The organism is Brevundimonas sp. BR2-1, assembly GCF_037626195.1.
Classification (GTDB): domain Bacteria; phylum Pseudomonadota; class Alphaproteobacteria; order Caulobacterales; family Caulobacteraceae; genus Brevundimonas.
Map to the genome: position 1 here is coordinate 1,010,304 of NZ_JARKMV010000001.1, position 18,244 is coordinate 1,028,547.

An 18,244-nucleotide genomic window follows, 5' to 3' on the forward strand; every position below is an offset into this window, starting at 1 on the left:
TGCGCGACGCGTTTGCCGGAAAGCTCGCGGATAGCGAACCGGCTGACGAATGCGCGCGCACGGGCATCGTCTGGGGTCCAGACGCCCAAACCAACCATGGATCTATTCTCAAAATTCATTCTGGCTGACTATAACTTCAGGCAACGAGGGCTGAAGACCGGTGTCTATCACACTATATATAAGATACATCAGAATAAGTGCATTCGTTATAACCCAGAAGTTTCCGTATCCGGTTACGCCGAAACGCTCGACAACCAACCAGCAAGCGATCGTTCTTACGAGTGTGATAGAACCCAGCGTCACGACGACTTTCTTCAATCCCCATCGAGCCTGGAATAGGTCGAGGAAAAGGGAGCAGACGCCGAACAGCAGATACCCCCAGGCCAGCAGGAGGCCGTCTCCCAGCATGGGTATTTTCGTACCGGCGAGCACGGGAGCCGCCAGAAGCACCAGGATGCTGCTGACGACGATCAAGGCCGTCCCGCCGACCCTGATCCTGCGATCCGGGTCCGGGATGCTGAGATTGCTCGGCTGACCTGGACGGTCACCGGACATGCGCCTCAGAATGCGAATGAGCACGACGGCGGTGACGGAATTCATCAGCGGCATCAGAAAGCGTTCCATGAGAACGCGTCGTGAGGCCCACTGAATATAATGGGTTTGCGCGAGCGCGACCTTGCCGATCTGCCAGTCTATAGCGATGGTTCCACTGAAGAACAGGCTGATCGAGCCGTACTTCAGCATCGTCGTTCTGGAGAAGGGGTACAGGTGGTCTCTCGGGGACTCGAGGTCCTTGTGCACGCTGAACATCGTGTATGCGAGGATGGCCCAGAGAAGCATGGCTTCCAGAGCAAAGCTCTTGTCGAGACCCCCGGAGTTTAGCGCGAGCCGGATCCCGATGCTGACCGGAATGACCAGAATAACGGCGATCAGGATCTGGGCGAATTGCCGCTTCTCGCCGGATATGCCCGACCAAAGCAGAAGCGCGGCGACCAGGCCGTGCATGGAAAGGAAACCGGACGCGATGAGTATTCTGCCCGGCTGATCGAGGGCCGGGATATCCGGTACAGCGACCGCTATGCCCAGCAGGGTGATTGCGCCCCCGCCCAGAACCCACGCACGAAGGATTGTGAGATCAAGCCGGATGGACTGGGCCTGGATGACCCTGCGCGACAGAATTGCTGCAATCGCCCCGAGCAACGGCGTGACGACGACCATGGCCAGCGACAGGTCCTGCCCGACGTCGGCCAGATCCACGCGGCTAAGCTGGAATTTTCGGGCGAGAAGCACCGACGCCAACAGGAAATAGCCAGCCCCCCGCGACGCAACAACCGTCAGGAAATCAGCGGCGGATCTGGGCGTTTTTTCTGACACTGGCGAGCTTCACGAGAAACAGCGCGGCGACGATCGCCAAGGAATAGCCGTGGATGCCGCCGGCCGAGTTGAACAGCCCGATGAAGAGGCAGGGGGTGCCGAAGATTGCGATCGGGTGTTCAGAGCGAGACATGAAATTGGCCATGAACGCGAACAGCAAAAAGCCCAAAGGCAGGCCGAACGACGAGAACGCCAAAGGGAGAAGCCCGAAATCGAGCAACGACATTTCCTTGGCCGCCATCAACTGGGCGTGGGCGCCGAGGCCATATCCGGTCAGGCCGCGCCAGGAATGGGCGAGGTCGTCCATAAGCAGGAGAATGGAGGTGTAGCGGAACAGCCCGCCCTCAGTGACATTGCCCCCCGCCCGAACCAGGTCGATGCCCGTCTGCAGCACGCTCATGGCCTGCAACAGGCGGTCGATGACCCCCCGGTACAACATGGTGTCGCCAAAGGACGTCATGCTGATGCTGGCCCGTAATTCCGTGGCGAAACTCGAAATGGGCCCGCTGGCGAGAGCGAGAAAGACGAAGGAAACCGGGATCGAATAGAGAATTATCCGCCTCAGGAGCACACGGTTCGCCGGCGATGCAACCAGGAGGCTGATCCCTCCAAACGCGAACGCCGCTATGAACCCGGTATAGGCGATCACGGAATTGATCAGCGCCACCGCGATGATCGCAGGCACGATGCGCCAGTATTTCCGGACGAAGATTGCGTGCGCGACGTAGCCCGCCAGAAGGGTGGCGGCGCCGGAAGGCTCCGTCAGGAACCCCTGCGCGCGCGGGACATCGCCGAACATGATGATCTGGTAGGGAATCCCCGTGATCCGATAGGCAACCGAGGAAACGACAATCACGATGAAGGTCACGTGGATGAGATTGATCACGGCCTTCAGAAAGTCTTCCGGCGTAGAGTACCTGACGATGGCGACGCAGGCCAGAATCCAGAACAGCGACCGCAATATGCCCAGCACAGCTTGGTTCGCTCCAAACGGCTCGGCGAACAGCAGGAGCATGTGGAGAGCGGAAACAAGGAACAGGGGAAGGAATACATTCCCAAAGAGCGGATCTTTCTGGAAATTACTAGGTTCCAGCAGATATCGCAGGCAGATCAGCAGGTGAGCGCCGTACCCCAGCAATACGGTCGAAGCGCCGGTCAACTCGTCATAGGACGCGACGGTGCCCTCGCCCCCGATGAAGATGCGCTGGAAGAAGACCGGGAACAGGAACAGATAGATCCAGAACGGATTGTAGCCGGCCGCGACCGCGCGGGCGGGTCGTGGCCGGTTCAGCCCCCAGTGACCGTCCTGAACGCTCATCTCAGATCGCCGACGCGACGACGAAGGCGTTCCAGGCGTTCTCGTCGAGCTCGCCGTCCAGGGTCGGGAAGGCCGAAATCGACTTCATCTCGAAGCCGGCGCTGGCCAGGAACAGCGAGAATTCCTGCGGGAAGAAGTAGCGCATCCGATGGGTTTCGCTGGTTTCTCCAACGAGACGATCGCCGGCGAGCGTCCAGAGCTTGAACGTGACGTCCGCGGTGTGCGCCACGATGTCCAGCTCGGTGCTTGCGGCCCGAATGACCCGGCCTTCGCCGGACGACATGACTCGGACCCGGTCCGTGGGACGGGTCGACAAAACCGAGGGCCCATACCAGAAATCACAGAGGAACAGGCTGCCAGGCTTGAGTTGGCACCGGATGTTACGCAGCGCCTGCAGTACGTCGTCGTTCTTCGTAAGATAGCCGACGACCGCGAACATCATGATTGCGAGGTCGTGCTGCTCGCCGGTGTCAAAATCGCGCGCGTCGCCGCAAAGCCACGAGGGCCGTCGGCCTGCGGGCAAGGCTGCAGCCTTCGTCGCGGCCCGGTCCAGCATCGGCTGTGAAAGGTCCACCCCGGAAACCGCATAGCCCCGGTTTGCCAGTTCGATGGCGTGGCCGCCGGTGCCGCAGCCGACATCCAGAACGGTGGACGGCCGGGTCCCGCCGTACAGCGCCACGGCCTGTTCGATCAGGTCGCATTCTTGGACGTAGCCTTTGGCGGCGTACAGTTCGTCGTACTGATCGGCATAAAGGGAGTTGAAAACGCTCATAGCCGCCTCATGCCAGAACTTCACGTACCGCGAGAGAGACTTTCTCGATCTGGTCAACCGTGATGGCCAAGCCCGACGGCACATAGAGCCCCCGCCGGGCGATCCGTTCGGTCACGGGATGATGCTCGCCGACAAACAGCCCCATGTCATGGAATACGGGCTGCTCATGCATGCCGAGGAAGAACGGACGGGTTTCCACGCCCTTCGCCTTCAGCCTGTTGGCGAACTCCAGGGCGTCAAACGGGATGGCGTCGTCAAGAACCAGCCCGTACACCCAGTAAACGGCGCGCGCCCACTGGTGTTCGAACGGCAACTGAATGCCCGGCACGGTCTCGAGCCGCTGCGTGTATTCCCGCGCAGCCTGGCGCTTGCGCTCGACAATCTGCTCGATCCGTCCGACCTGGTTCACGCCGATCGCCGCCTGCATGTTGGTCAGGCGGAACTGGTAGCCGTGTTCGGTATGGAGAAAGCGGCGGTCCTGCCGGAAGCAGAGATTGCGCAATCCTCGCGCTCGCTCGGCGTACTCGGGGTTGTCCGTGATAACCATCCCGCCTTCGCCGGTGGTGATCAGCTTGTTGGCGAAGAAGCTGAAAGTGGCGATGTGGCCCATGCCGCCGCACTTCTTCCAGACGGGCGCATTGCCGCCCCGGCCGGATTCGTAGAGGGCTCCATGAACCTCGGCGGCGTCCTCGATCACGATCAGACCATGCTTTTCGGCAAGGGCCAGTATCGGATCCATGTCCACCGGGTGGCCGTACATGTGCACGACCAGGATCGCTTTTGTCCGGGGCGTGACCGCTGCGGCGACTTGATCCAAGTCCATGCAGTAGGTGACCGGGTCGCAGTCCACCAGCACGGGCTTTGCGCCGACCCTGACCACGGGCGAGGCGCAGGAAATGATCGTGAAGCTCGGCATGATGACTTCATCGCCGGCAGAAATGCCCACGGCTTCAACCGCGACCTGTAGCGCAGTGCTGCCATTGGACACGGCGATGCCGTGCCCCACGCCGCAGTAGCTCGCCCACCTGTCCTCGAATTCGTCGACATACCGACCCGCGGAAGAAATCCAGCCGGTCCGGAATGCGTCCTCAAGCGGCGCAAAATCGCTTTCCTCGAGAAGAGGCTCATTTACCGGAATCATCGAGTGTCCTGATCTACCCAGGGAAAGCATGGAGGCCCGCACGCCCCGGTGGACTATCGCCCAAGGGGCGCAAAGACAAGAAGATCACGTCCCGTTCCTGACGGGCGCCTCGAACCGTTCCTTGTCCTTCATTCCGACGTACGGCCCCTGCTTGACCTCGAACAGGACCGTGTCTGCGTTCATCCTGAAGCCGTGCCCGCCGCCGAGGAGCAGGATGATATCGCCGAGCTGGAGCAGGCGAGACGTCACAAGCCGTTTGCTCTCGTCGTACAGGTCGACCACGCACTCGCCCTTTCGCACGACGATGACCTCGCTCGTTCCATGCACCTCCCGGACAACGGGGAGATGGAGATGGGGAACGATCGCGCTCCCTTCTCCGTAGACAATCATGCCCATCTGTTGGCCAAAGTGATCCGGCGTCAGGAACTGCGTCGCATCGGGCATCCATCCGGCCCGGATCAGATAGGCCAGGGGCGTGTCGCCGGAGCTGATGATCTCGACCGGGTTCATGAGTCAGTCCGCATAGAGGGATGTACGCCGATGAGGAGCGAGCGCGATCTCGTGCTGGGCCTCCCTGAAATCCTCATCCACCATTTCATTCACGAGCGCATCGAAGCTGATGCGGGGTCGCCACCCGAGCTTGGCCTGAGCCTTGCTGGCGTCGCCCAGAAGGGTTTCGACCTCCGTGGGGCGGAAGTAGCCCGGGTCCACCTCGACGATGCACCGACCATCGAGGTAGCCCTTCTCCTCAATACCGGCTCCCTTCCACTCCACCTGCATGTCGAGCCTGGCGGCGGCGAGGTTGACGAATTCCCGAACGCTTTGCTGCTCGCCCGTGGCGATGACAAAGTCTTCAGGTTGATCCTGTTGCAGCATCAACCACTGCATCTCGACGTAGTCGCGGGCATGACCCCAGTCGCGTCGCGCATCCATATTGCCGAGGTAGAGACGGTCTTGCGCGCCGAGCTTGATCCGGGCAAGCGCGCGCGTGATCTTTCGAGTGACGAAGGTTTCGCCCCGGATCGGGCTTTCATGATTGAACAGTATGCCATTGCAGGCATACATCCCGTACGCTTCGCGGTAGTTGACCGTGATCCAGTAGCCGTAAAGCTTGGCGACCGCATACGGCGACCGTGGATAAAAGGGTGTGCTTTCCCTTTGCGGCGTTTCCTGAACAAGTCCGTACAGTTCCGATGTGGATGCCTGATAGAAACGACATGTCTTTTCAAGGCCAAGCACCCGAATAGCTTCCAGCAACCGCAGAACGCCGAGGGCGTCGGAGTTGGCGGTATATTCCGGCTCTTCAAACGACACGGCGACATGGCTCTGCGCCGCGAGGTTGTAGACTTCGGTCGGCTGAACCTGTTGGACGATCCTGAGCAGACTGCTGGAGTCTGTCATGTCGCCATAGTGAAGGGTAAGCTTTCCACCCGACTCATGCGGGTCGGTATAAAGATGGTCAATTCTCTGGGTATTGAACATCGACGTCCGACGACGGACCCCGTGCACGGAATATCCCTTCTTCATCAGGAACTCGGCGAGGTATGCACCATCCTGACCGGTCACACCGGTGATGAGAGCAGTTTTTTCCACTAGTGACTCTCTTGATCGATTGACGGGTTGAGGTCTTGCTTCGCCATCTCACCAAATTCCGCGTGTATCGATGATGATCTTGCCGTCAAGCCGGCTTCGATCGACACTCCGGAAACTTGCGTGATCTACCAGAAGAAGAACGATGTTGGCGCGATCTAGGGCCTGGTCCAGGTCATGCAGCTTCAGTCCGCTGGCGGCGAGCTCGCGCGGCAGGACTTCGACATGAGGCTCTACGGGAAGAATCTCGACGTCGCCCGAAACGGCCAGCTTGCGGACGATCTCCACTGACGGGCTCTCCCGCAAATCATCGATGTCAGGCTTGTACGCGAGTCCCAGGCAGGCGACCACGGGGCTGTCGACCTGAGCCGCCGCGTCTCTCACCTTGGAGACAACCCAGTCGGGCTTGGCGTTGTTCACCTCCCGCGCCGTCCTGATCAAACGGCTGTTGACCGGATCCGCGGCGACGATGAACCAGGGATCGACCGCGATGCAGTGCCCGCCGACTCCCGGCCCCGGCTGAAGGATGCTCACGCGCGGGTGCAGGTTTGCGACCCGAATGAGATCCCAGACATTGACGCCCTGCCCGTCACAGATAACGGACAGTTCGTTGGCGAACGCGATGTTGACATCGCGATAGGCGTTCTCGGTCAGCTTTGCGAGTTCGGCCGTGCGGGCCGTGGTGAGGTGGCAATCGCCTTGCACAAAGATCTTGTACAGAGTCATGGCCGCTTGGGCGCATTTGCCGGTCACCCCGCCTATGACGCGCGCATTGTGGACGACTTCGCGCAGGATCTGACCCGGCAGGACGCGCTCCGGGCAGTGGGCGACGCGGATGTCTGACGCCTCACCACGATCGTGAGGGAAGGTCAGATCAGGCCGGGCCCTGGCCAGCCATTCCGACACCTTCTCCGTGGTGCCGACCGGAGAAGTGCTCTCCAGAACAACGAGGTTCCCTGCCTGCAAGAAAGGAGCTATCGACTCGCACGCCGCTTCGATGAAGCTGACATCCGGCTCATGGTCGGCCTTGAAGGGAGTCGGCACGGCCAGAATGAAAGCGTCCGCGGGTTCGGGCGTCAGCGTTGCGCACAACCCGCCCTTCGTGACCACCCTCCGCACAAGCAGGTCCAGGTCGGGCTCGGTGATGTGGGCCCGGCCGCTGTTTATGGTGCTGACCGCCGTCGAACTGACGTCGACTCCGATAACCTGGAGACCGGTGTCCGCAAATATGGCCGCGGTTGGCAGGCCGATATAGCCCAGACCAACCACGCAGACTCGATTAAACCGGTTCACCAATCAGCCTTTCGAGAATGCGTTGTGATGCGCGGCCGTCCCCATAGGGGTTCGCCGCATTGGCCATCGCGGCGTATGAGGCTGGGTTATCAAGCAACTCGACCATGGCCTGCAACAGGGGTTCGGTGGCCGTCCCGACCAATCTGGCAGTGCCCGCCGCGATCGCCTCAGGCCGCTCCGTCGTGTCTCGCGTGACGAGGACCGGCTTGCCGAGTCCCGGGGCCTCTTCCTGGATCCCGCCGCTGTCGGTGACGATCAGGTGGGCGCGCTTCATCAGATAGACGAACGCTGGATACTCCAACGGTTCGATCAAATGGATGTTCGGGAGTCCGCCCAGCACCTCCTGCGCGGCGGTTCGGACATTCGGATTCAGATGGACGGGATAGACGATATCGACATCGCCCCGCTCGGCCACCCGACGCAGGGCGTGGAACATGCGCGCAAGCCCGCCGTCGAAATTCTCCCGGCGGTGCGCTGTCACAAGGATAAGACGCCGGCCCGGCGACAAATAGGCGAAGCGATCCCCCACCAGAACGTCCTGGTTCTCGTCCAGGCGCGCCGACACCCACTGAAGCGCGTCGATCACGGTATTGCCCGTAACCAGGATCGAAGCATCAGGCGTGCCCTCGGCCAGAAGGTTCGCCCGCGAACTTTCTGTGGGCGGGAAATGCAGCGTCGCGAGCTGGCCCACGAGCTTGCGGTTCGCTTCCTCGGGCCACGGGGAATACATGTTTCCCGTTCGAAGACCTGCCTCCACGTGAGCGATCCTGACCTTCTTGTAGAAGGCCGCCATCGCGCTGGCGAACGCCGTCGTGGTGTCGCCTTGCACGATGATCCAGTCAGGCTTCACCCGATCCAGCACCTCAGTTACGCCCGTCAGGACGCTTGCGGTGATCTGCGGCAGGGTCTGGCCGGGCCGCATCAGATCAAGGTCGTGCTCCGGCTCGATCTCGAACAGGCTAAGCATTTGATCGAGCATCTGGCGATGCTGACCCGTGACGCATGTTTCATGGTCAATCGCGGGATGAGATGAAAGCGCCCGCACGACTGGTGCAAGCTTGATGGCTTCGGGACGCGTCCCAAAGACCGTCAGGACCTTGATCACCGGAAACCCCCACTACTGCTCGTCACGATCGTCGGGCCGAATGCCGTCTCTGGCATTTCCGTGTCGCCCGAAGCTGCTCGCGCGCCCCGTTCTGCGACGCGCGCTCCTGATACCAGTTCACCGCGAAAGTCCAACCCTGCGTTCCCAAGAATCGGCGTGCGGACGCCCGATGCGCGTCCCCCCCCCTTCAGGAACGGGCGGAGACGGACCGGCCCGATTTTCGATTCCGCGAGGTTGGCGCTCCGGGTCCCCGGCGAATTCGGTCGACCATGGTAAGTACGGGAGAACGGAGGAGTTCTTCCGGTCTCCGCGACAGGTCGATGAGTTTGCGAACGTCCGACAGAGGAACAACGCTGGCGCGGCTCTCCCAGAGGAGTTCCATGATCCCTTCCACACAGGGACGCACCTCTTCGCCCTCGTCATTCAGAATCTCGGCGATCTTTTCGCCCGGCGTGAGACCCGTGAACTCGATCGCGATATCGGCACCGGGCGCTTTTCCGCTCAGTTCGATCATCTGGCGGGCGAGGTCCACAATCTTGACCGGCTCGCCCATCTCCAGGAGGAATTTGCGTGGCCGCGTGGTCGGCCCCGGATTGCTTATCGCGGCGCTGTGAAGGACGAGCTCCACCGCCTCGGGGATCGTCATGAAGAACCGATTCACTTCAGGATGAGTAACGGTGACGGGCCCGCCACGGGCGATCTGGTCCCTGAAAATCGGCACCACCGACCCTGCTGAGCCAAGCACGTTGCCGAAGCGGACGGCGGTCATCTGCGTTGCGCCGGCGGGAGCCAGGTCCAGCAGGTTTTCCGCCAACCGCTTCGTCGCCCCCATGACGTTCGTTGGAGCGACGGCCTTGTCGGTTGATATGAGGACGAACTGGGACACGGCATTGGACATCGCCGCCTGCATGACGTTCCAGGTGCCCAGGACATTCGTCAACACGCCTTCCGCAGGATTGCTCTCAACCAAGCCGACATGCTTGAGAGCCGCTGCGTGGAATATGATGTCGGGGCGCTCGCTTCGTACGATCGCGGCCATCCGTTCTGCGTCGCGGACGTTGGCCAGCACCGCTCTTCGTTCAGTGGCCGTCTTCGAGCGTCCTAACTCGCGATCGATCTCGAACAGCAGGAATTCGGAGTGATCGACCATGCTCAGATGGGAGCAGCCCAGAACGATCAACTGCCGGCAAATCTCCGAGCCGATGCTCCCACCAGCGCCGGTGACCATAACACGGCGCCCGCCGACGAGCGTCTTGATCGGGCCGGAATCCAGGCTGATGGGCTTGCGGGGCAGGAAGTCCTCGAGCGGAATCTCCTCGAGCACAGTGCGGCCGGAGGCGCCGTCCATCTCGGCCAGAACCTGCGGCTTCAGAAGCTTGTGGCCAGCCCGGCGCAGTTCGCCGATTCTTTCGGTGGTGAGACCATAGGACTGGACCGGGTCTTCCATGAAGACGATCGCGTGGTGGGGACCGACGCCCGTGAGACCGCGGCTGGATTCGCGCCATGTGGCGACGGTCGCGATGAACGGCACGCCATGCATCCGAAGCCCGACCTCTTCCGGTCTGGGGGTTATGACCCCGACAGGCTCATAGGGCGACCGGGGATCGGTCTGGAGCATTCGCAATTGCCGGTCTGCCTCCGCCATGGGCCCCACGATAAGAAGAGGGGTCCGGCCCTCCCCGCTCTTGGGCCACCAGCTGGGCAGCATGTGCGCCGCCAGGCCCGGGTCGTGCGGCAACCGCCACGCGATCCGGGCCCCTACCAGCAGACAGAGACTCATGATCCAGGCGAGCGGCAGCACGGAGCGCGGAAGAAGTATGCCGCGGTCGACGAAGAAGATCAGGCCGAGAAAGAGGGCAGTGGTGACGGTCACGTTTCGCGTCAGCCCGATCACCTCGCGGATCGACGCGTAGCGCCAGGCGGACCGCTCCGACTGGAAAACGATCTCGACACCGGCTCCGATCAACGCAAAAAGCGCCGCCCATCCAACAACCCGGGCAGCGTCCGGGCTCGATACCCACCAGCTGAACATCGTTCCCCGGCGCAGGCCGTAGGCCAGAATGAAACCCGTGAACAGAAGGCTTACGTGCAGCGCAAATTTCGCGATCCAGACCAGCTTGAGGTTCCCACGCGCATTTACAGCGATACCAACCATAACCCCCTCTTGCGCGCCGAAAGCGCCGACGTGCGCTTGAAACTCTCTAGGCCGCCGAAATCGGCGGCACTCACTTGGCAGAACCTGTAGTCCAATACAAATATCTAGATCGTGCGTCAGCTACCTGCATCGTGTGTCGGGCGGCAACGCCGCCCGGGAACAGTCCGGATCTCGCTGCCGGCGCAACGGCGTCAGGATCGGGGCGTGCACGCGTGAAGACGACGCAATGGGCGGTTGACGCAGGCGCAGGATGTGCTGGATAACCCGACCAACTCAGGTTTCTTGCAAGCGGCGGCCGAAAAAACGGACGCGCTTCCAGCTAGACGCCCCTCAGAACTCCGGACGCCATAATGCGCAATTCCCTCGTCATTTTTTTGGCTATGACCCTGACGGCCTGCGGTTCCGCGGGCCGGTCCGGCTCGACCAGCGGAGCCACGAACCTCATTGATCCGATCGCTCTGCAGGCGGCTTCGCCAAATCACACGGGCGAAGACTATATTATTGGTCCGACCGACAAGCTGATCATCAACGTTTTTCAGGTCGCCGACCTTTCGTCCGACGATATCCGGGTGGATGCTGCGGGCAATATTCAGATGCCGCTTATCGGCTCCGTGCCGGCGGCGGGCAGATCCCCTTCGCAGCTGTCACAGGACATTCAGGGCCGACTGGGCGCGCGCTATTTGAGGAACCCGCAGGTGACGGTTACCGTCGCCGAGGCGGCAAGCCAGAAAGTCACGGTGGACGGAGCAGTCACCGAACCTGGCGTCTATCTGATGCGTGGACGCACGACCTTGCTTCAGGCCGTCGCGATGGCGAAGGGCGCCTCCCGCGTAGCCGACCTCGAAAGCGTGGCTGTTTTCCGGACGGTTGCAGACCGCAGAATGGTGGCGGTCTTCGATCTTGCGTCGATCCGGAGCGGCAACGCGGTGGATCCCGTCCTGCAGGGCGACGATGTCGTTGTGGTGGACACCTCGCGTCTCAGCGCTACTATGCGTGATGTCGTCGCGGCCTTGCCTGGCTTGGCGGCCTTTGCCTACTTCTAGGATCGCGCGTGATCCCCGAACGGACAATCGGGCTGGACCGCTGAACTTCAATCTCATGCCTGATAGCCGCGCTTCGTCGATGCAGACCGGTCGATTTGCGGCATCTGCAGAACAACCCTTCCCGCCGGTCGCGGCGTGCCCGGGATTTGTGCCTGGTGCATATCGCCAGACAGACAACTTTCCGCTACTGGCGACCTCTGCTCTATGCGCCGTCCGCGCGGTCGCTAACCTGTGAAACTGGATTTGAGATGATGCTGGGCGACAGTAGAGGGTACGGCGACAACGGCGGTCGCGCAGCCAATCCGTCACAAGACCACAACACTGCGCCCTTGGGCAGTGCGGCCGACAGTTGGCGACCGGGAGCCGAAGAAGCTGCGCGTTTCGACGTCGCCGAGTACTGGCGGCTCGTACTCAAGCATCGCCTGGTCATCCTGGGCGTCTTCTTGGCCGCCATGGTCATTGGGACAGCCGCGACGTTGTTGACCACGCCTCTGTACACGGCTTCCACCACCTTACAGATCGACCGTGAGGCCGCGAGGGTGCTTGCGGTTGACGACGCGGCGCCCCGCGAATCCATGATCCAGGGCGAGGAGTTTTTCCAGACGCAGTACGGCCTGCTCCGCAGCCGGTCGCTCTCCGAACGGGTCATCCAGAGCGAAGGCCTGGCGAACTCTGACGCCTTCCTCAAGATCATGGGCATCAAGGCGCCCGTGGGCGACACGCGTGCGGAGACGACCCTCAAGCTGCGCGAAAGCGTGCTTGAAGCCATTCAGGATCACCTCAGCGTCAGCCCCGTGCGAGGATCCCGACTCGTCACCGTCAGCTTCAGCAGCCCGGATCCCGCACTTTCCGCGCGGATCGCGAACGCCTTTGCGGAGAATTTCATCCAGGCCAATCTGGACAGAAAGTTCCAGTCATCAGCCTATGCCCGCCAGTTTCTGGAAGATCTGATCGCGCAGACCAAGGTCAAACTTGAGGACTCTGAGCGGCAGCTGGTGGCCTACGCCGGCCAGCAGCAGATCATCAACATAAACGACGGAGACTCGGAAGACGGTGCAAACCGCAACCAGTCATTGACGGCCAACAACCTCGTTTCGCTCAACGGCGCTCTCGCGGAGGCCAAGGCCGAGCGCGTGGCTGCAGAGTCGAAATGGCGCCAGGCGAGCACGGCTTCTCTGGCCAGCGTGCCCGAGGTGCTTAACAACCCGACGTACCAGCGGCTCACCGAAGAGCGGGCGAAGCTTGACGCGCAGTACCAGCAGAAATCGAGCGTCTATCAGCCGGACTTCCCTGAAATGGTTCAGCTGAAAGATCAGATTGACGAACTCGACCGCCAGATCGCTTCGGTCGCGGGAGGAATTCGCAGTTCGATCAGGGGCCAGTATCTCGTCGCGGCCAATGAGGAGCGGTCGCTGCAGGGCCAGGTGGACGTGCTCAAGAATCAGGTTCTGGACCTGCGTAGCAGGTCGATTCAGTACAACATCCTGCAGCGCGAACTCGACACAAGTCGGACGCTGTATGACGGGCTGCTCCAGCGCTACAAGGAAGTCGGCGTGACCGGCGGAGTGACGACCAACAATATCTCGATCGTTGATCGCGGAACGCCGCCTCAAAAACCTTCCAGCCCAAAACTGTTCATGAATCTTCTGATCGCGATGCTTATCGGGCTCGCCTTCGGGGTCTTGGTCGCCTTGGTGCTGGAGGCGCTCGATGAGTCGCTTGCCACTCCGGAAGACGTCGAGAGCAAGCTCGGCCTTCCCGTGCTGGGAGCGATTCCCCTGCTCACCACGGAGGAAAGTCCGATGTCCTCGCTGGCCAACGTACGATCGGCGTTCTCCGAAGCCTATTACTCGCTCCTCACGGCCTTACAGTTCTCCACGCCGGACGGCGCGCCGCGCAGCATCCTGGTCACCAGCGCACGGCCTTCTGAAGGGAAATCCACGACCTCCTTCGCTCTGGCCCAGAATTTCGCGCGGACCGGGAAAAGGGTTCTGCTCGTGGACGGCGATCTGCGGAACCCGTCCATGCACCGTTTGGTCGGCGTCGATAATGAGCGCGGGATGAGCAATCTTCTATCGGGCGCCGCTGATCTTGACAGCGTCGTCTACAAGACCGCGATCGAAAACCTGTCGTTCGTGGCATGCGGGCCGTTGCCGCCCAACCCTGCAGAGCTTTGGGGCGGCGACCGAATTCGCCGTTTCCTGAAGGATGCCCAGGAACAGTTTGACCACATCATTGTTGATGGTCCGCCCGTGCTCGGATTCGCGGACTCCCCTATCCTGGCGGCCACTCTGGGAGGCACTTTGTTCGTTCTGGAATCGCGGGGCACGCGTCGCGGTCAAGCCCGCGGAGCGCTCCGCAGGCTCAAGATGGGCTCAGCGCGCCTGTTGGGCGTCGTCTTGACCAAGTTCAACGCGCGGGCGACGTCGTACGGTGGCTATGACTACTCGTATGACTACCACTACGGCGCTGAAGACAAGCCGGGGGCGAAGGGACGCAAGCGTTGAACGAAGAGCGGCCCGGACGACGGGCGAAGGCGGAAGGACTGATGCGGCAGGTCGCCTCCTTCGCCTTCGTTGTGCTGGTCGTCTGGCTCGGATGGCAGATCCTGAGTCAGGTCGCGGTCATGCGCAGTCCGGCCCAGATGGTCATCCGGATCAACCCCGCGTCGCCGCTGGTCCTTGGCCGAGCGGCCGAGGCCGAGCTGGGCGCGCGCCGTTTCCAGAACGCGAGCGCGCTTGCCGCTGAATCTCTCAAACGGGCGCCCTTCAACGTGAGGGCGCTTCGCGTACTTGGACTGGCCACGGCAGAGGAAGGCCGGCCCGCGGCGGCGAACGAGATGCTCACCCTGGCCGGCAACTGGAGTCTGCGAGACGACCCGAGCCACGCCTGGCTGGTGCAATACCGGCTTTCGAGAGGAGACTTTGGCTCCTCGTTCGCTCACGCGGACACCCTTGCGCGGCGCCGTGAGGACCTCCATCCCCAGTTGTTCCAGTTCTTCACGGTCGCTGCGTCGGCCGATCCTCGCGCCATGGCCTCCCTCGCGGACGTCGTCGGAGCAAGCCCTCCGTGGCGCTACGCCTATCTCTATCAGCTCAACCAGTCTCCGACGGGTCTGGAGACCGCGTCGAACCTGGCGCTTGCGCTGGAGCGCAACCGCACTCCGATGACCGATCTCGAGTTGGGCTACCTCTATGAGAAGCTCCTCGGCGCGGGGCGCCTGCCCGCCCTGTTTGAACTTCGGCGTCGGCTGAACCGGCCGCAAGCCGCACTGCTCACGAATGGCGATTTCGCGTCCGCCACCGGTCCCAAGCCGTTTGAATGGCGCCTTTTCGACGGAGCGGGGCTGTCCGCCCAAGTCATGCCCGACGACAGCGGCGAATCGGCGCTGCGGGTGGAGTATGGCGGCTACAGCTATCGGCCTCTCGCGGAACAGCTGATCCGGCTGCCGCCGGGAACCTATCGATGGGCCGGGCGGGCCCATTCGGAGGGCGGCTCGCCGAGCGAAGGCCTTTCGTGGGCCATTTCCTGCTTTGAAACGGGCGAGAAAATCGCGGAGAGCGCGTCGGGCGAGCTTCCGGAAGCCTGGCGCCGCTTCTCGGTTCAGCTGACGGTTCCGGCCCAGCGATGCTCGGCGCAGTGGTTGCGCCTGCTACCGGAGTTCAGGGACCGCAGCCAACCCGCGGTAGTCTGGTATGACGGATTTTCGATCTCGCCCTCGTCCTAGGTCTCGGCCCCGAAGCACCCTTCCGGCGCCCGGAGCGCGGGAATGGTGCGTCTCGGCGAACGCGACTATGCCTTAAGTTTGGACGCTTTTTGCTTGCCTGGGGTCGCACCAGTACCTATAGGTTCTCACGTCTGTGCCTCCTGGCGTCCAGATCCTAATCATCAAAGGGGACAAACCATGCGTAAGACCATTGCTGCCGTTACGGCGGGTCTGTTGCTGGTGGCTGGCCAAGCGGCTGCTGCTGGCGTGAATAATTCGACCGCTCGCGTTGGCGACCGGGTCGGTGCGACCGCCGAATCCTCCAGCGAATTCGCTGGCATCCCGCTGCCGGTGCTCCTGATCGGCGCCGCCGTCATCGTCGCGACCGTCGTTGTCGCCACCGACGACGACAGCGAGAGCGACTAAGAAACCACGGCGCGCTGCCTCGCATCAAGTCGCCGGTGCGCGCCCCTAGGTTAAGGATAGGCCAGCAGAACCCCGTCGTTATCGCGGCGTTTGTTCTGCTGGCCTTTTCGTTTGTCCTCGGTGGAGCCAGCCGCCAGCACGAGCTACGACTGGCCTTCGTCGAACTGGCCGCTCTGCCGCTGTTGATTCTGGCGGCCTTCGCGCTGCTGCAACGCGACGACCTTTCCCGCCACCGATTCAGCCTGGGCCTGCTGGCGGCCACAGCCGCCCTTCCCCTCATTCAACTGATTCCGCTGCCTCCTGCGCTGTGGATGGCTATTCCAGGGCGCGAGCAGCTGGTTCTGGCCCTGGACGTAGCGGGGGTGACCCCCGGTTTTGCGCCGCTCAGCCTCACTCCTGATCGAACGTGGGGCTCCTTCCTCGCTCTCATCCCACCCGTTGCGGTCTTTCTCGGAGTGCTCGCGGCGCCCCCGTCCGCCCCGCAGAGATTTGCTCAGGGACTGGTCCTTGCGACCTTCATCGCCATTCTGCTGGGAGCGGCTCAACTCGCGAGCGGTGGAACCCGGCTCTACCCTTGGGCGACAACTGACGCCGGCAACGTCGTAGGGTTCTTCGCAAACCGGAACCACATGGCCGCTCTTTCCCTGATGAGCCTGCCATTCGCTGTGGTGCTGGGCATCAGGGCCAGTCGCCGGCACGTCAGCCGGTCCCAGCTGATGATGGGCCTGGCGATCGTATACGTCGCCCTGACGGTCGTGGCGATCGGGGTTATCCGCTCCAGGGCGGGCATAATCCTGGTCGTGCCTGTCCTCCTGGCCTCGCTCGCCGCCGCCTGGATCGCTCTTGGCCGGGGGCGACCAAAACGCTCGCTTCTGGCGGCGGGACTGGGCGCGGCGCTGGCCTTCGCCGCTGTTGGCGCGTTCGCCCTGGGACCCGTACTTGAACGGTTCGACACCCAGGGCGCCAAAGAGGGCCGCTTCGAGAATTGGCCGTTCGTCGTCGACGCCGCCGCATCCTACCTTCCGCTCGGGTCCGGGATCGGCTCATTCGACGCGGTTTACCGTTCTGTCGAGCCTCTGTCGCGCCTCGACGCGACCTTCTTCAACCAGGCGCACAATGATTTTCTCGAGCTGTGGCTGGAGACAGGGTGGCTGGGCGCCGCCCTTGTCATGGCTTTCCTTGTCTGGTTCGGGCGGAGAACATGGACCGCGTGGCGCGCCCGCGTATCAGCATCGCGCGACCTTCAGCGCGCGGCCACGATAGCGATCGCAACGATCCTTGCCCATTCTGTCGGCGACTACCCGCTGCGGACTGAAACCATAGTCACGCTGTTCGCCCTGTGCTGCGGACTACTGGAACTGGCTGTCCGATCAGAGAGCGACCTCGAAGCGCCGAGATCGCGGCGGAGACGCCGCTAGCCCCTCAGCCGCCTCGGGCTTCCGCCCGAGCGAGATCGAATCGTCTGAGGGCCGGCCCCTCCGCGCCTTCGACCGTCTGTATCGCCACCTGCAGATCACCCTCGAGCCGAACCGCGCTCAGCACGCCTGACTCGTAGGCGCGCGTATCGACACCGATGCGGCGCCGGTCGACGTGCAGTTCAGCGCTCGGCGTGTGACCGTGGACGATGACCTTGTCGAACTCGACGTCACTGTTGAGGAAACTCGTCCGGATCCACATCAGGTCCCGCGCCGACTGACGATCAAGGGCTTCGCCCGGGCGGGCGCCCGCGTGAACGAAGAAATAATCTCCCAGCACGACGGTGAGCTCCAGCGCGTCGAGGAAATTCCGCTCTGCGGCGGAGAGCTTGTGGTTCAGGTCTGCGGACACATGCGCCCAGGCTTCCTGCTTGTGCTTCAGCTCCGGAGGACGAAGGCTAAAGGACCGCAGGGTGGCGTCACCGCCGTATTCGCACCAGGCTATTCCCTCCGACGGATCATCGAGGAAGTTCAGCATGGTTTCTTCGTGGTTGCCCTTCAGGAAGCGCCACTCGATCCCCGCAACAGCCGGTAAGGCGCAGAGATATTGAATGACCTCTCGCGACTGAGGGCCGCGATCGATGTAGTCACCCAGAAAAACCACGACCTTCCGCGACGCCCGGGAAGCCGCGGCATCCGAGAGGATTCCGTCAATCAGCGGGCGGAGCAAATCAAGCCGTCCGTGGATGTCGCCGATCGCCCAGGCGATCACGCCATCGGGCACTGCAGGGTTCTGCGGCGCTTGCACCTTGGTCCGGCGATTGAGAAATTTTGAGATCATGGATTCTCTGCGAGAGACATCGCTCGCCCCACGATCTGCCGGGGGCGTGTGCGCCATCTACTAGT

General features: G+C 62.3%; 15 protein-coding genes. 5 read left to right on the forward strand and 10 right to left on the reverse strand.

The genetic code is table 11. From position 1 onward, the window contains the following. Positions 1–108: 108 nt before the first annotated feature. From BrevBR_RS05090 to BrevBR_RS05130, 9 genes are all read right to left on the reverse strand, one after another. Positions 109–1,374, reverse strand: a complete 1,266-nt coding sequence (locus BrevBR_RS05090) for a hypothetical protein (RefSeq protein WP_340000162.1) — start codon at positions 1,372–1,374, stop codon at positions 109–111. Then, the gene (locus tag BrevBR_RS05095) at positions 1,343–2,692 is read right to left on the reverse strand and encodes a hypothetical protein (RefSeq protein WP_340000163.1); all 1,350 of its coding nucleotides are present in this window, start codon (positions 2,690–2,692) and stop codon (positions 1,343–1,345) included. Before BrevBR_RS05095 ends, BrevBR_RS05090 begins: the two co-directional genes overlap by 32 nt. 1 nt (position 2,693) lies before the next feature. Beyond that, positions 2,694–3,464 carry a class I SAM-dependent DNA methyltransferase gene (locus tag BrevBR_RS05100; protein WP_340000164.1) on the reverse strand — a complete coding sequence of 257 codons (771 nt, stop codon included), beginning with the start codon at positions 3,462–3,464 and terminating at the stop codon, positions 2,694–2,696. A gap of 7 nt (positions 3,465–3,471) precedes the next feature. Continuing rightward, positions 3,472–4,605, reverse strand: coding sequence for a DegT/DnrJ/EryC1/StrS family aminotransferase (locus BrevBR_RS05105; protein ID WP_340000165.1), 1,134 nt, complete (start codon positions 4,603–4,605; stop codon positions 3,472–3,474). A gap of 84 nt (positions 4,606–4,689) precedes the next feature. Then, entirely contained in the window at positions 4,690–5,115 is a 426-nt protein-coding gene (locus BrevBR_RS05110) for a hypothetical protein (RefSeq protein WP_340000166.1), read from the reverse strand. Positions 5,116–5,118: 3 nt separating this feature from the next. After that, positions 5,119–6,198, reverse strand: coding sequence for a GDP-mannose 4,6-dehydratase (gmd, locus tag BrevBR_RS05115; RefSeq protein WP_340000167.1), 1,080 nt, complete (start codon positions 6,196–6,198; stop codon positions 5,119–5,121). A 48-nt stretch (positions 6,199–6,246) separates the two neighbouring features. Then, positions 6,247–7,464, reverse strand: coding sequence for a UDP-N-acetyl-D-mannosamine dehydrogenase (gene wecC, locus BrevBR_RS05120; protein ID WP_340000168.1), 1,218 nt, complete (start codon positions 7,462–7,464; stop codon positions 6,247–6,249). 10 nt (positions 7,465–7,474) lie between these two features. After that, entirely contained in the window at positions 7,475–8,593 is a 1,119-nt protein-coding gene (gene wecB, locus BrevBR_RS05125; protein WP_340000169.1) for a non-hydrolyzing UDP-N-acetylglucosamine 2-epimerase, read from the reverse strand. Positions 8,594–8,780: 187 nt separating this feature from the next. After that, entirely contained in the window at positions 8,781–10,748 is a 1,968-nt protein-coding gene (locus BrevBR_RS05130; protein WP_340000170.1) for a nucleoside-diphosphate sugar epimerase/dehydratase, read from the reverse strand. Between the two features lie 350 nt (positions 10,749–11,098). Here BrevBR_RS05130 and BrevBR_RS05135 point away from each other — a divergent pair, with 350 nt between their 5' ends. From BrevBR_RS05135 to BrevBR_RS05155, 5 genes are all read left to right on the forward strand, one after another. Further along, entirely contained in the window at positions 11,099–11,791 is a 693-nt protein-coding gene (locus BrevBR_RS05135) for a polysaccharide biosynthesis/export family protein (protein ID WP_340000171.1), read from the forward strand. Between the two features lie 248 nt (positions 11,792–12,039). Beyond that, positions 12,040–14,298: a GumC family protein gene (locus tag BrevBR_RS05140; protein WP_340000172.1), complete on the forward strand. Its 2,259-nt coding sequence runs from the start codon at positions 12,040–12,042 to the stop codon at positions 14,296–14,298. Positions 14,299–14,339: 41 nt separating this feature from the next. Next, entirely contained in the window at positions 14,340–15,518 is a 1,179-nt protein-coding gene (locus BrevBR_RS05145) for a hypothetical protein (RefSeq protein WP_340000173.1), read from the forward strand. Positions 15,519–15,695: 177 nt separating this feature from the next. Continuing rightward, on the forward strand, positions 15,696–15,923 hold the full coding sequence (locus BrevBR_RS05150) for a hypothetical protein (protein WP_340000174.1): 228 nt from the start codon (positions 15,696–15,698) through the stop codon (positions 15,921–15,923). 182 nt (positions 15,924–16,105) lie between these two features. Continuing rightward, complete coding sequence (locus tag BrevBR_RS05155) at positions 16,106–17,341, forward strand: O-antigen ligase family protein (protein ID WP_340000175.1); 1,236 nt, start codon at positions 16,106–16,108, stop codon at positions 17,339–17,341. 4 nt (positions 17,342–17,345) lie between these two features. On the opposite strand, the gene BrevBR_RS05160 is transcribed toward BrevBR_RS05155, so the two are convergent. Further along, complete coding sequence (locus tag BrevBR_RS05160; RefSeq protein WP_340000176.1) at positions 17,346–18,179, reverse strand: metallophosphoesterase family protein; 834 nt, start codon at positions 18,177–18,179, stop codon at positions 17,346–17,348. Positions 18,180–18,244 lie beyond the last annotated feature (65 nt).